The sequence below is a fragment of the Streptomyces sp. NPDC021562 genome (genome assembly GCF_040640875.1).
Taxonomy (GTDB): Bacteria; Actinomycetota; Actinomycetes; order Streptomycetales; family Streptomycetaceae; genus Streptomyces.
In genome coordinates this window covers 24,303-37,487 of record NZ_JBFACN010000047.1, presented here as the reverse complement: position 1 = coordinate 37,487, position 13,185 = coordinate 24,303, and the positions used below count along the sequence as shown (strand labels likewise).

Annotated in this window: 14 protein-coding genes; 7 read left to right on the top strand and 7 right to left on the bottom strand. The window is 72.2% G+C overall.

What is annotated here, in order from left to right; genetic code table 11:
- A partial coding sequence (locus tag AB0G52_RS39435) for a methylmalonyl-CoA mutase family protein (RefSeq protein WP_361343873.1) occupies positions 1-205 on the bottom strand: 205 nt, incomplete at its 3' end.
- A gap of 97 nt (positions 206-302) precedes the next feature.
- Here AB0G52_RS39435 and AB0G52_RS39430 point away from each other — a divergent pair.
- Positions 303-1,136 (top strand): L,D-transpeptidase family protein, encoded by an 834-nt coding sequence (locus AB0G52_RS39430; protein WP_361343870.1) that lies wholly within the window; start codon positions 303-305, stop codon positions 1,134-1,136.
- Positions 1,137-1,339: 203 nt separating this feature from the next.
- Here the strand turns inward: AB0G52_RS39430 and AB0G52_RS39425 are convergent, their stop codons facing one another.
- The 3 genes from AB0G52_RS39425 to AB0G52_RS39415 form a co-directional block, all read right to left on the bottom strand.
- The gene (locus AB0G52_RS39425) at positions 1,340-2,416 is read right to left on the bottom strand and encodes a hypothetical protein (protein WP_361343867.1); all 1,077 of its coding nucleotides are present in this window, start codon (positions 2,414-2,416) and stop codon (positions 1,340-1,342) included.
- Positions 2,416-3,078 (bottom strand): RNA polymerase sigma factor, encoded by a 663-nt coding sequence (locus tag AB0G52_RS39420; RefSeq protein ID WP_132891321.1) that lies wholly within the window; start codon positions 3,076-3,078, stop codon positions 2,416-2,418. Before AB0G52_RS39420 ends, AB0G52_RS39425 begins: the two co-directional genes overlap by 1 nt.
- A gap of 343 nt (positions 3,079-3,421) precedes the next feature.
- The gene (locus AB0G52_RS39415; protein WP_361343882.1) at positions 3,422-5,014 is read right to left on the bottom strand and encodes a CocE/NonD family hydrolase; all 1,593 of its coding nucleotides are present in this window, start codon (positions 5,012-5,014) and stop codon (positions 3,422-3,424) included.
- 175 nt (positions 5,015-5,189) lie between these two features.
- Between AB0G52_RS39415 and AB0G52_RS39410 the strand changes: the two genes are divergently transcribed.
- Positions 5,190-5,906 (top strand): TetR/AcrR family transcriptional regulator C-terminal domain-containing protein, encoded by a 717-nt coding sequence (locus AB0G52_RS39410; RefSeq protein WP_132891323.1) that lies wholly within the window; start codon positions 5,190-5,192, stop codon positions 5,904-5,906.
- Between the two features lie 18 nt (positions 5,907-5,924).
- On the opposite strand, the gene AB0G52_RS39405 is transcribed toward AB0G52_RS39410, so the two are convergent.
- The 3 genes from AB0G52_RS39405 to AB0G52_RS39395 form a co-directional block, all read right to left on the bottom strand.
- Positions 5,925-6,305, bottom strand: coding sequence for a hypothetical protein (locus AB0G52_RS39405; RefSeq protein ID WP_165939471.1), 381 nt, complete (start codon positions 6,303-6,305; stop codon positions 5,925-5,927).
- 140 nt (positions 6,306-6,445) lie between these two features.
- Positions 6,446-7,000, bottom strand: a complete 555-nt coding sequence (locus AB0G52_RS39400) for a hypothetical protein (RefSeq protein WP_361343862.1) — start codon at positions 6,998-7,000, stop codon at positions 6,446-6,448.
- A 166-nt stretch (positions 7,001-7,166) separates the two neighbouring features.
- Entirely contained in the window at positions 7,167-8,792 is a 1,626-nt protein-coding gene (locus AB0G52_RS39395; RefSeq protein WP_361343859.1) for a glycoside hydrolase family 20 protein, read from the bottom strand.
- A 155-nt stretch (positions 8,793-8,947) separates the two neighbouring features.
- Here AB0G52_RS39395 and AB0G52_RS39390 point away from each other — a divergent pair, with 155 nt between their 5' ends.
- The 5 genes from AB0G52_RS39390 to AB0G52_RS39370 all read left to right on the top strand — a co-directional run bounded on the left by AB0G52_RS39390 (position 8,948) and on the right by AB0G52_RS39370 (position 13,107).
- Complete coding sequence (locus AB0G52_RS39390) at positions 8,948-9,496, top strand: 2-oxo-4-hydroxy-4-carboxy-5-ureidoimidazoline decarboxylase (RefSeq protein WP_132891327.1); 549 nt, start codon at positions 8,948-8,950, stop codon at positions 9,494-9,496.
- A 191-nt stretch (positions 9,497-9,687) separates the two neighbouring features.
- Positions 9,688-10,068, top strand: coding sequence for a succinate dehydrogenase, cytochrome b556 subunit (gene sdhC, locus AB0G52_RS39385; RefSeq protein ID WP_071659649.1), 381 nt, complete (start codon positions 9,688-9,690; stop codon positions 10,066-10,068).
- A 5-nt stretch (positions 10,069-10,073) separates the two neighbouring features.
- Positions 10,074-10,556, top strand: coding sequence for a succinate dehydrogenase hydrophobic membrane anchor subunit (locus AB0G52_RS39380; protein WP_132891328.1), 483 nt, complete (start codon positions 10,074-10,076; stop codon positions 10,554-10,556).
- Between the two features lie 17 nt (positions 10,557-10,573).
- Positions 10,574-12,328 carry a succinate dehydrogenase flavoprotein subunit gene (sdhA, locus tag AB0G52_RS39375; protein ID WP_132891329.1) on the top strand — a complete coding sequence of 585 codons (1,755 nt, stop codon included), beginning with the start codon at positions 10,574-10,576 and terminating at the stop codon, positions 12,326-12,328.
- Positions 12,328-13,107, top strand: a complete 780-nt coding sequence (locus AB0G52_RS39370; RefSeq protein WP_132891330.1) for a succinate dehydrogenase iron-sulfur subunit — start codon at positions 12,328-12,330, stop codon at positions 13,105-13,107. The genes sdhA and AB0G52_RS39370 overlap by 1 nt, the downstream gene beginning before the upstream one ends.
- Positions 13,108-13,185: the final 78 nt, after the last annotated feature.

The window sequence follows — 13,185 nt, the reverse complement described above, 5'->3', positions numbered from 1 at the left end:
ACCGCGCATTCGACTCCACCACCGAACCGAACCCCGCATACTGCCGCATCGTCCACACCCGCCCCGTGTACATCGACGCATACACACCACGCGTGTAGGGGTAGGCCCCCGGCTCGCCGAGCTTCTCGGCCGGGTCCCAGCCCGTCAGGGCCGCCGGACCGTAGACCGGTTCGATGGGCAGTCCCGACTCCGACTCTCGGGCCATGGTGGGTGACCTCCGCGTTCGCCAGTGGGCCGGTGCGTCCGTCACTTCCACCATGCTCCCTTGTTCGGCGGCGGTCACGCGGGGAAGCATCCACGGCATGAGGGCCTCCGGGTACGCAGGGATCGTGGCCGCCGCGCTGGCCGTGCTGTGCGGGTGCACCGTGCAGCCGCCGGACGGCGGGGACGGCAGGGGACACTCGCCGGTCCGCGTCGAGCTTCCGCGCGGCACGCCGGGCGGGCGGAGCGCACCGGACGGGACCGCCCCGGTGCCCGGCCCGTCCGCCGTCGAGACCGTCCCGCCGCACATCGTCTACACCCGCGGCGACACCGGCACCGGCGTCCGCGAGCTCCAGGCCCGGCTGCGCCAGGTCGCCTGGCTGTACGACGGGCCCACGGGGACGTACGACGACCTCACCGCGCAGGCGGTCGCAGGGTTCCAGGGCAGGCGCGGGCTGCCCCGGACGGGTGAGACCGACGCCGTGACCTGGCGGCGGCTGGTGGGGATGACGCACCGACCCGGGAAGTGGGAGCTGTACCTGATGGGCGGTCAGCCGGCCGCCGCGCCCGACGCGCGGTGCCTGACCGGGCGGGTGCTGTGCATCAGCAAGTCCAGCCGCACGCTGCGCTGGATGATCGACGGGCGCACGGTGTCGACGATGTCGGTGCGGTTCGGGACCCAGTACACGCCGACCCGTGAGGGGGTGTTCCACGTCTATTGGAAGTCACGCGACCACTACTCGACCCTCTACCACTCCCCCATGCCGTACGCGATGTTCTTCAGCGGCGGGCAGGCGGTGCACTACTCGTACGACTTCGCGGCCCGGGGCTACGCGGGTGGCTCGCACGGGTGCGTCAACGTGCGGGACGAGGCGGCGATCGCGGACCTGTTCGCGCAGGTGCGGAGCGGCGACAAGGTCGTCGTCTCCTGGTGAGGCGCGCGGCGAGGGAGGTTCGGGGCGCGGGCGGGACCGGGGGAACGTGTCCCGCCCGCGCCGATGCACGAGCCGCAGGTACGGGGGGAACCCCGGCTCTGTGCGACGGCCGATGACCAGTCGGCTCATTCAGTACTGCGTCCCGGCCTCGGAAAATGTCACACCCTGCGGAAAAAAAGTTCAGCGACTTTCAAAACCGCAGGTCAGAGCGCGCTGTACGTCGGCGCGGGCAGGCTGACGGGCTGGTCGGGCGCCAGGGGCGCGAAGCCCGTCGGGGCGGGTGGGGCCAGGCCGTCCTGGTGGTGGCCGTTGCCGCCCCCGCCGCCGCCCTTGCCGTTGCCGCCCCCGCCGCCGCCCTTGCCGTCACCGTCGCCCCGGCCGGACCGGCCGTCGCCGTCACCGTCCCGGCCCTTGCCACCGCCCTTGCCGTCGTTCCGGCCGCCTTGACCGCCGGAGCCGCCCTTGTCGTCGCCCGCGACGCCGTTGCCGCCCCGGTCACCGGTTTTCCGGCCGCCGAGGACGGTTCTGCAGAACGCGTCGAGCCGTCCGGAGCCGCCCGCGAAGCCTTCCAGGCTGCGTCTGCGGCCGGCGTCCAGCGGCTTGCCGTCGCGGAGGGCACGGCAGGAGGTGAGCGCACCGCGCCACCGGTTCCCCGGGGTGTCCGGCGCACCGGTGTTCCGCTCCTGCGGCTTGCCGGACGCCCCGTCCGAGGACGGCGCGGTCCCGGCCGACGGAGTGCCGGTGCGGGCCGCGCCGCTCTCGCCGCCGAGCAGGGACTCGGTCGACGGCGAGCCCTGCGGGAGCTGCGGGGAGGCCGAGACGGAGGCGGCCGGTCCGGGCCGGTGGTCGTCGAACGGGGTGCGCAGCACACCGGTGCCGGCGGCGACCGCGACCCCGCCGAGCATGCCTGCGGTCAGCGCGGCGGCGAGGCCGAGCCGCGCGGGGCGGGCCCAGCGGGGGGCGCGGGGCGGCCGACGGCCCGCGCCGCCGAGGCGGAACAGGCCCGCGTCGGCGCCCTGCCCGGCCGCGCCCGGCCGCCGGGCCGCGTCGGTCCGCTCCTCCTCGGGGGATTCGCGCGCTTTGCGGAAGGCAGCCACCGCGGCTTCCTCGCCGGGGAGTTCGGCGTCGGCCGCCGTGGCGCGCGCGGACAGCTCGCCGAGCCGTGCGGCGAGGCGTTCTGCCTGGTCACGGGCGGATTCGTCGACGGCTTCGAGCGACTCACCGCGCAGCAGACGTTCCGCCGTCTCCCGGTCCAGCCACCTGTACTGCTCGTCGGCCATCACATGTCCTTCTGCGTCCGCGAACGCGTATGCGTCACACTGGCGGACGTCACCGCACGATCTTTCGGTTCTCGCTGGGGCGGCAGCGCCTCCAGGACGTCCGCCGTCTCGGGGTCCGCGCCGAGCAGCTCGGCGAGTCTCCTCAGCCCCCGGTGGGCCGCCGTCCGGACCGCGCCCGCGCGCTTGCCGAGGGTCTCGGCGGCGGTCTTGGCGTCGAGGCCCACGACGACCCTGAGGACCACCGCCTCGGCCTGGTCCTGGGGCAGCCGGGCGATGAGCGAGAGGGTGGAGTCGGTGGTGAGCGCCTCGATGGCCTCGCCCGCGGTGTCGGACTCGGCGGCCCAACCGGCCAGTTCCGTCTCGTCGCCGCCGATCGCGGGACGCCGGCCGCGCATCCGTATGTGGTCGAGGGCGCGGTTGCGGGCGATCCGGGCGGCCCAGCCGCGGAAGCGGTCCGCGTCGCCGCTGAACCGGTCGAGGTCACGGGCGATCTGCAGCCAGGCCTCGGAGGCGACGTCCTCGGCGTCCGGGTCGCCGACCAGCGTGCGGACGTACCCGAGCAGGCGCGGCTGCACCGCGCGGTAGACGATGCGGAACGCTGTCTCGTCCCCGTCCTGTGCCGCACGTACCGCGGCGGTCAGCTCCGCGTCGTCCCCCAGCACCCGTTACCTACTTTGCGCCCGAACCGGCGCCGCTCTCGCGGGCGTCGTTCTCGCTGTCGTGGTTCCTCAATTGATGGTCGTGGTGGTCGGGACGCGGATGGTTGCGGTGGTCATGCGTCGTCCGCGGCCCGGCGCGAACTGCACGTTACGTGCTGAATCCGCTCCCCGTCCATGTCCGTACAAGATGCAACCAACACGTGACGCCCCGAGGTGTGACAGAAAACGCACTCTTGGCGCTGAACGGAGTACGGGCCGCCGCGCGGCCCGTGCCACGCGACGGCCGGGGCCTCTCCTGTGGGGGGTGGCGGCTCCGGCCGTTGCTTCGGTGGCGGCCCCACGGTCGCTACGTGTCCGCGAGCAGCAGCGCCGAGTCGGTGTGCAGGGTGAGGCGCACCGGTACGAAGCGGGTGGCGTCCACCGGTGACTCCCCGGTGCCGGGGCTCCGCGCGAAGCGCGGATGGGCGCCCGCGCTGATCTGCCAGCGTATGCGGTGACCGACGGCGAATCTGTGGGCGGTCGAACTCATCGGCACGGTGATCCGCGACGGCTCCCGGCCGTCCGTCCGCAGGCGGCCCAGCCCGTCGCAGACGTTGACGGAGCGGCCCTGTGGGTCCACGTCGCACAGCCGGGTGAAGACGTCGGCATGACCGGTGTCCGTGGAGACGCTCAGCTTCGCCGAGACCGGCCCCAAGATGTCCACGGGCTCGGTCAGCGGGGGGCCGGTGAACGTCAGGACGTCCTCCCTCGCCTCCAGACCGCGGTTGTCGCGAGGGCCTGCGGTCCGGGAGAGCAGCGGGCCGCCGAGGGACGGGGTGGGGTCGCCCGGGTCGTAGCGGAACGACATGAGCGGGGCGCGGTCCGTGGGGGGCTGCCGGGTGAGGTGCCCCTGCGCGGTGGGGAACCAGGAGCCGACGGCCGAGGCCGGCGGCCAGTCGTCGAGGTCCCGCCAGGCGTTCTCGCCGCCCATGTGCACGCGCACCCTGCCGGGGCGCAGGCCCGAGGGGTCCGCGCACAGGTGGGCGCGCAGCCAGGCGAGGCTCTCGGTGAACACCTCGGGCCACCCTTGCTGCAGGGCGGAGGTGTGGGTCCAGGGGCCGACGAGCAGGGCGGTCTCGCAGCCGGCCCGACGCAGCCGGTCGTACTGTTCGAAGGTCTGGTCGGCCAGCGCGTCGTGCCATCCGGTGATCAGAGCCGTGGGCACCCCGAGCCGCTCCGCCGCCTCCGCCAGGCATGCGCCGTGCCAGTACGGGTCCTCGGCGTCCGGGTGTGTCATCACGTCGTCCAGCCAGGGCACTTGGCCCCCCAGGGCTGACGCGTACGCCCCCCGCAGCGGCCGCGCGGTGGTGACCTCACGCAGGCGCCGCTGCAGGCGCAGTGTCGCCTTCAGGAACGGTGCCATGCCCTGGTGCTGGTAGGTCATGCCCACACCGACGGCGAGCGCGGTCTCCAGGCGCAGCGCACCGTCCGCGTGGAACAGGGCGTAGGGGTCGTGCAGGCCCACCTGCACCACCATCGCCTTCAGTTCCGGCGGCGGGTCCACGGCGAGGGCCCATTGCACGTAGCCCAGGTAGCTGGGACCGACGGTGCCGAGGGTGCCGTTGAACCAGGGCTGTTCGCGCAGCCAGGACACGGCGGCCCGGCCGTCGGCGGGCTCGTTGCGCCACAGGTCGAACGCGCCCCCGGAGCCGCCGGTGCCGCGGCAGCTCTGCAGGACCACGTGAAAGCCCTGTTCGGCGAAGAGCAGGCCGTACATGGGGGACCACGGCAGGCCCCTGCCGTACGGCGAGCGCACCAGGAGGGTGGGGAAGTCGCCCTCGGCGCGCGGGAAGTAGTGATCCGTGATCAGCGGGCTGCCGTCGGCGGCCGGCACCACCAGCCCCGGCTCCCACCCGGCCTCGTGCCGGGGCGCGGGCAGACGGCGCCACGTCGCCCTCATCATCCGTGCGGCCAGGGGCGGTCTGCGGGAAGGCGGTGCCCAGGTCGGCCTCGGCGCAGCACCGTGCGTGCGGGACGTCATCGTTCCCCTCCTTGATTTACGTACGGTGTACGAGAATAGGGGATGCTTCACTGATGCGCGCAAGAGCCGCCGGTCGAGGGAAGGAGCGCGGGCCATGTCCCGTGACGGAGGAGCCGACGCCCCGGGCGTCGACCCCCAGCAGCTGTGGCTGGCCTCCGGAGGGCCGCGCAGAGGACGCAAGCCCGCCTACAGCCGCGAGGCGATCACCGCGGCGGCCGTCGCCCTGGCGGACGCCGAGGGGCTCGAAGCGGTCACCATGCGCAAAGTCGCCGCACGGGTCGGAGCGGGCGTCATGTCGCTCTACAGCTACGCCCCCGACAAGGAGACGCTGCTGAACCTGATGGTCGACCACGTCAGCGGCGAGTTGCCGGTCACGGACCCGCCCACCGGCGACTGGCGCGCCGACCTGAAGACCATCGCCCGCCTCCAGCGCGCCCACATGCTGCGGCACCCCTGGCTGCCCGCCGCCCTGGCCGGCCGGCGCAGTCCCGGGCCCAACACCCTGGCCTTCCTGGAACGCGCGCTCGCCGCCCTGCGGCCCACCCGGCTGGACGGCACGGCGAAGCTGGAGATCTTCGCCCAGCTCACGGCCTTCGTGGCCGGGCACGTCGCCCACGAACTCGCGCAGGCCACGGCCGCGCAGTCACCCGACCGCGCCGCGGCCGAGGCCCGCTACCTCGCCGCCGTCGCGGCGGACGGCCACCACCCGGAACTCGCCGAGGCCCTCTCCGCCCCCGCCCGTCCCCTCACCCCTGAAGCCACCTTCACCCGCTTCCTCAACCGCCTGGTGGACGGCCTCGACACCGACTGACCCCCACCGTCCGCCCCGTCAGCGCACGGCGTCGCGGCACAGCAGGCGCAGCGAGCCGTGGCCGCCGTAGCAGCGCCGGGCCTCGTCGATCGGGTCCCAGAGCCGGCCGTCGGGGGTGCGGATCCAGTGGTCGCCGCCGGACGCCCACCACTCGGCGCCGGACTCCCGGGCGATCACCTCCCCGGCGTAGGCGCCGAGGCCGCGCAGCGTCTCCCGCACGGCGTCGTACGGCGCACCCTCGCCGCGTATCTCCTCGATCATCCGGTCGACCCGCCACAGGCTCTGTGCCGAGTAGTCGAGCCGGATCCGCGCACCCTCGCGCATCACGGCCACCGCGTCCGCCGCCCACCGCACCGGCTTGGCGGCGGCGTGCGGCCTGGTCTCCTGCTGTGCTGTCACATGGTGGGCTGTCACATACTGAAGAGCGGGGTCAGCGGCGTTTTCGTCACCCGGATCCGGGGTGCTTCGGCAACCGGTGCAGGACCCCCGCAAGTCCGCCGCAGCTCCGCCGCACGGCACGCACAGGAACCTCCCCGGGTTCAGCCGCGGCCGCGGGCCCGGCGCGACACCACCGCGCGCAGCACCCGGCGGCCCTCGGTGGAGACGTCCAGCGCCCGCCGCAGCCCGGCCGCGCCGTGTCCGGCGAGCAGTTCCAGCACCGTGACCTGGCGCCGCAGTTCGGCGGCGACCAGCGGGGACATGTCCTCGGTGCCGCCCTCGCGGCGGGTGTCGACCGAGGGCGCCGGGTCCGCGGCGGGGTCGAGGAGCCGGTGGATCCGCAGCGAGGCGACGGAACAGCCGTCCGCCCACAGCCGGATGCCGGGGGCGTCGGGCGAGGCGGGCGCGGCGTCGAGCATCCGGCGGGCGAGCGCCTCGACCTCGTCGCCGCCACCGCCACCGGCCCCGCCGCCCAGGGAGCCGCGCGCCTTCTCCAGACCCGCGCTCCAGTCCGAGCCGTCGGCGAGGCTCGCCCACAGCGGGCGCAGCACCAGGTCGTCGCCGCCGAGCAGCGGCACGCACCGATCCAAACAGGCCAACCCGCTGGCGGCGAGTCCGCGTTCATCGGCCTGCGCGATCAGCTCCACCAGGCTCATCCCACGCCTCCCACAGCGGTCCATACCAAGGCGCCGACCTTTACGGAGCCCGCACTTCCCCTTACTGCGTGCGAGGGACCCGGAGTGTCACAGCGGTGCGCGGCGCACCGGAACCGGGCCCCGGGGCGGGGGTTTTCGGCCACCCCGCGGACCCGGTCCGGTCCGGTCAGCCCAGCTCGTTCGCGAGGCCCTTGAACGCGGTCCAGGACATCGCCGGGGTGCCCGGGTCCCAGAGCTTCTGGGCGGTGGCCCGCAGCGGCATCCGGATGCCGGCGGCGACCTGGTCCTGGGTCTGGGAGTTCGCGAGGTCGCACCAGACCGCGAAGGACCCGCCCAGGATCTGCGCGTCGTACTTCGCGGGCACGGCGGTGGTGCCGCGCAGCACGCGCGGGGTCCACTGCTCGTAGATCCGCCGTCCGGTCGGGTAGACGAAGGTGTTGGGCTCGCCGAGCACGTAGTAGAGGAACTCGTCGTTGTAGTTGAGCACCTTGCGGCCGGCGCTCAGGTACTCCACCGGCTGCCGGGCGCCGATCTCCTTGCCGGTCCAGTAGGCGACCTGGAGGTCGTCCGCGGGCCGTACGGAGGTGCCGCGGAGGAAGCCGTCGTTCCAGACCCGCAGGGTGCGGTCGTGGGCGCGGACGGTGTCGGCGCGGTCGTTCAGCCAGCCGGTGGTGAGGTCGGCGACGGTGCCCGAGGGGCCGTACGCCTTCCGGGCGGCGGCCGCGAGCTGCGGGAAGGAGGCCTGCGGATCGGCGACCGTCAGGGCCTGGTACTCGTCGCCGCCGAGGTTCCAGTAGGAGCCGGGGAAGAGGTCGGCGTACTCGCCCAGCAGATCGTCGACGATCCCCGCCGAGGCCGGCTTGGAGATGTCGACGGCGCCCCTGGTGGCGGTCCCCCGGGCGCTGCGCAGCTGGAGGTCGGGGTGGGCGGCGAGGACGGCCCCGAGGTGGCCGGGCGAGTCGATCTCGGGCACGACCTGGATGTGCCGGCCGGCCGCGAGGGCGACGATCCGCTGCACCTGGGTCTTGGTCAGGTGGTCGTGGGAGACGATCTCGGGGTGGGTGGCGGACTCGATCCGGAACCCCTGGTCGTCGGAGAAGTGCAGCCCGAGCTCGTTGTACTTGAGATCGCCCAGCTCTCTTATCCGGGCCTCGATCCAGCCGGCGGTGAACGGCTTGCGCGCGATGTCCAGCATGAACCCGCGCCGCGGCTTGGCGGGCTGGTCCCGCACCACCCCCTCGGGGGCCGTACCGCCGCCGTGCACCTCCTGCTTCAGCGTCCGGGTGCCGTAGAAGACGCCCGCGTCACCCGGCCCGCTGATCCGCACCGTCCCGCCGCGCACGGTCATGGTGTACGACTCCGGGTCCCCCGTGCCGCCGAGGTCGAGCCGCACGTCCCCCGGCCGGACGTCCTCGTCCGCGCCCTTCTGGCCGGCGTAGGCCAGACCGAGTTCGCCCGCCGTCAGCCGCCCCTCGTCGGCCAGCGCCGCGTCGCTCACCACGACCCGGTAGCCCCTCTCGGGGCGCCAGCCCGGCCCCCGGGCCGCCGTGTGGGAGCGGACGGCGGGGATGGTGCGCGGCGCCTGGGAGAGGGGGTAGCTGCGGGTGGGGCTGGGGCTCACGGACGGCTGCCGGGCCGGTCCCGCGGCGCGGCCGTCGCCGTCGCTTCCTCCGGAGGAGGCCCACACCCCGATGCCCGTACCGAGCGCGACCGTGCCCACGAAGGCCGCGGCGACCACCGCCCGCCTTCGCGCGACCTGTCGTGTCGAGGGCCTGCGCCTGTGCTGGCTCACTGTCCCAACCTACGACGCGCCGACCACACGGCCGTCATCCCCTCGCTCTGAAACTCTCCCGTTCGGGTGAGATCGAGGCAACCAACCGACACGCTGTGGACGTCCTCGATAACGTCTACGACACATATCGCACAGCATCCCCTGCCACACCACCTGTGACGCGAGGACCCACGCTGCCCGCCGACCGCCCGTCCCGTCTCCCCTCCCCGCTGGACGCCTTCAACGCCGCCCCCGCCGGGCAGGCCGGCGCCCTGCTCATGCAGTGCCTGCACAGCCTGCGCTGGGCCCGCCGCATCACCGAGCACCGCCCGTACCCCGACGTGGACTCCCTGCTGGCCGCGGCGGACGAGGCGACGTACGACCTGTCCCCCGGCGACCTGACGGAGGCCTTGGCGGGCGAGTGCCTCCCGGAGCTGCCCGAGGACACGTACTCGGCGGCCCACACGGCCCTGACGGCGGCACACGCGGCCTACGAAGCCAGGTTCGGGCACGTGTTCGTCATCTTCCTGGGCGACACGCCGCCCACCGAATCCCTGGACCGCGTCCTGGAAGGCATCCGGTCACGGTTGACGAACGATCCGGAGGAGGAACGGATCACCGCGGCCGAGGAACTCCGGCGCCTCGCAGGCGGACGGTTGGCCGAGAAACTGAGGGGCGCGGGGAACTGCGCGACCAGCCCAAACGCTCCCGCACCCGGCAAATGACCGCACCCCGCATCCCGGACGCCGCCCGGCTAACCCATCCGCGTGCCACTTTGATCACACCGGTAGGCCCGGCGTAAGCCCAGCGGCAGCGCCTCGCTACGATGCTGGGGGCCGGTGGACCGTACCCGGCCGGGCCCGACCGACAGCACAAGCCGGCGCGGCCCCGATACCCCGCTCCCGGAGGGACTTCCGTGCCGGCTGGAACGCTGTACCGCGGCCGGGAAGGAATGTGGTCCTGGGTGGCTCACCGAGTCACCGGCGTCCTCATCTTCTTCTTCCTGTTCGTTCACGTGCTGGACACCGCTCTCGTCCGCGTCTCCCCCGAGGACTACGACAAGGTCGTAGCCACGTACAAGACGCCGATCGTCGCACTGCTGGAGTACGGCCTCGTGGCCGCCATCCTCTTCCACGCCCTCAACGGCCTGCGCGTCATCGCCGTCGACTTCTGGTCGAAGGGCCCGCGCTACCAGAAGCAGATGCTCTGGACGGTCGTCGGTGTCTGGGTCGTCCTGATGGCCGGGGCCGTTTACCCCGTTCTCGGCCACGCCGCTCGTGTCCTGTTCGGGAGCTGACGCAGATGTCGACCACTGAAACCACCGCGTCGGGCGTCGGCCCCGTCGAGGGCGCCCCCCTCTACGGCGTCGACAACCCGGCCCCCCTCATCGAGGCCCCGCGCAAGCGCACCAAGAAGACCCCGCGCTCCACCCGCGGCAACTTCGAGATGGCCGCCTGGCTGTTCATGCGCCTGTCCGGCGTCGTCCTGGTCGTGCTGGTCCTCGGCCACCTGCTGATCCAGCTGGTGCTCGACGGCGGCGTCTCCAAGATCGGCTTCGCGTTCGTGGCCGGCCGCTGGGCGAGCCCGTTCTGGCAGGTCTGGGACCTGCTCATGCTGTGGCTCGCGATGCTGCACGGAGCCAACGGTCTGCGCACGATCATCAACGACTACGCGGAGCGCGCGAACACCCGGCTGTGGCTGAAGGGCCTGCTCTACACGGCCACGGTGTTCACCATCCTGCTGGGCTCGCTGGTGATCTTCACCTTCGACCCGAACATCCGTTAGGCACGGGGCTGCGAATCATGAAGATCCACAAGTACGACACCGTCATCGTCGGCGCCGGTGGCGCGGGCATGCGCGCGGCCATCGAGTCCACGAAGCGCAGCCGCACCGCGGTCCTGACCAAGCTCTACCCGACCCGCTCCCACACGGGCGCCGCGCAGGGCGGCATGGCCGCCGCGCTGGCCAACGTGGAGGAGGACAACTGGGAGTGGCACACCTTCGACACGGTCAAGGGCGGTGACTACCTGGTCGACCAGGACGCCGCCGAGATCCTGGCGAAGGAGGCCATCGACGCCGTCCTCGACCTGGAGAAGATGGGCCTGCCGTTCAACCGGACGCCGAACGGCACCATCGACCAGCGCCGCTTCGGCGGTCACAGCCGCAACCACGGCGAGGCGCCGGTCCGCCGGTCCTGCTACGCGGCCGACCGCACGGGCCACATGATCCTCCAGACGCTGTACCAGAACTGCGTGAAGGAGGGCGTGGAGTTCTTCAACGAGTTCTACGTCCTGGACCAGCTGATCACCGAGGTCGACGGCGTCAAGAAGTCCTCCGGTGTGGTGGCCTACGAACTGGCGACCGGCGAGATCCACGTCTTCCAGGCGAAGGCCGTCATCTACGCCTCCGGCGGCACCGGCAAGTTCTTCAAGGTGACGTCGAACGCGCACACGCTGACCGGTGACGGCCAGGCCGCGGTCTACCGCCGCGGGCTGCCGCTGGAGGACATGGAGTTCTTCCAGTTCCACCCGACCGGCATCTGGCGCATGGGCATCCTGCTGACGGAGGGCGCCCGCGGTGAGGGCGGCATCCTGCGCAACAAGGACGGCGAGCGCTTCATGGAGAAGTACGCGCCGGTCATGAAGGACCTCGCGTCCCGTGACGTCGTGTCCCGCTCCATCTACACGGAGATCCGGGAGGGCCGCGGCTGCGGTCCCGAGGGCGACCACGTCTACCTCGACCTCACCCACCTCCCGCCGGAGCAGCTGGACGCGAAGCTCCCGGACATCACCGAGTTCGCGCGTACCTACCTCGGCATCGAGCCGTACACGGACCCGATCCCGATCCAGCCCACCGCGCACTACGCGATGGGCGGCATCCCGACCAACGTCGAGGGTGAGGTCCTCAGCGACAACACCACCGTCGTGCCGGGTCTGTACGCGGCCGGTGAGGTCGCCTGTGTCTCCGTGCACGGCGCCAACCGCCTGGGCACCAACTCGCTGCTCGACATCAACGTGTTCGGCCGCCGGGCGGGCATCGCGGCCGCCGAGTACGCGCACACCGTCGACTACGTGGACCTCCCGGAGAACCCGGCCGAGTTCGTGGTGTCCCAGATCGAGCGGCTGCGCACCTCGACGGGCAACGAGCGGGTCGCCACGCTCCGCAGGGAGCTGCAGGAGACCATGGACGCCAACGTCATGGTGTTCCGCACCGAGCAGACGATCAAGACGGCGGTCGAGAAGATCGCGGAGCTGCGCGAGCGCTACAAGAACGTCTCGATCCAGGACAAGGGCAAGCGGTTCAACACGGACCTGCTGGAAGCGATCGAGCTCGGCAACCTGCTGGACCTCGCCGAGGTCATGGCGGTCTCCGCGCTGGCCCGCAAGGAGTCCCGCGGCGGTCACTACCGCGAGGACTACCCGAACCGCGACGACGTCAACTTCATGCGCCACACCATGGCGTACCGCGAGGTGGGCGACGACGGCACCGAGTCCATCCGTCTCGATTACAAGCCGGTCGTCCAGACCCGCTACCAGCCGATGGAGCGTAAGTACTGATGGCAACCCCCGTTCTGGACAAGGCGGACGAGGCCGGCCGGCCCGAGCCCGGCTTCGCCGACTCCCCCTACATCACCGTCACCTTCCGGATCCGCCGCTTCAACCCCGAGGTCTCCGCGGACGCGGTCTGGGAGGACTTCCAGCTGGAGATCGACCCGAAGGAGCGCGTCCTCGACGGCCTCCACAAGATCAAGTGGGACGTCGACGGCACGCTGACCTTCCGCCGTTCGTGCGCGCACGGCATCTGCGGTTCGGACGCGATGCGGATCAACGGCAAGAACCGTCTTGCCTGCAAGACCCTCATCAAGGACATCAACCCCGAGAAGCCGATCACGGTCGAGCCCATCAAGGGCCTGACGGTCCTGAAGGACCTCGTGGTCGACATGGAGCCGTTCTTCCAGGCGTACCGGGACGTCATGCCGTTCCTGGTCACGAAGGACACGAACGAGCCCACCCGGGAGCGCCTGCAGTCGGCCGAGGACCGCGAGCGCTTCGACGACACCACGAAGTGCATCCTGTGCGCCGCGTGCACGTCGTCCTGCCCGGTCTTCTGGAACGACGGCCAGTACTTCGGCCCGGCGGCCATCGTCAACGCGCACCGCTTCATCTTCGACTCGCGTGACGAGGCGGGCGAGCAGCGTCTGGAGATCCTGAACGACCGCGACGGCGTCTGGCGCTGCCGCACGACCTTCAACTGCACGGACGCCTGCCCGCGCGGCATCGAGGTCACCAAGGCGATCCAGGAGGTGAAGCGGGCGCTGATCACGCGCCGCTTCTGATCTTCCCGGTCCCGCCCGGACCGCAAGGGCCCCGCTTCCTGCCGGAAGCGGGGCCCTTGCGCGTGTCTGCCGCCGGGG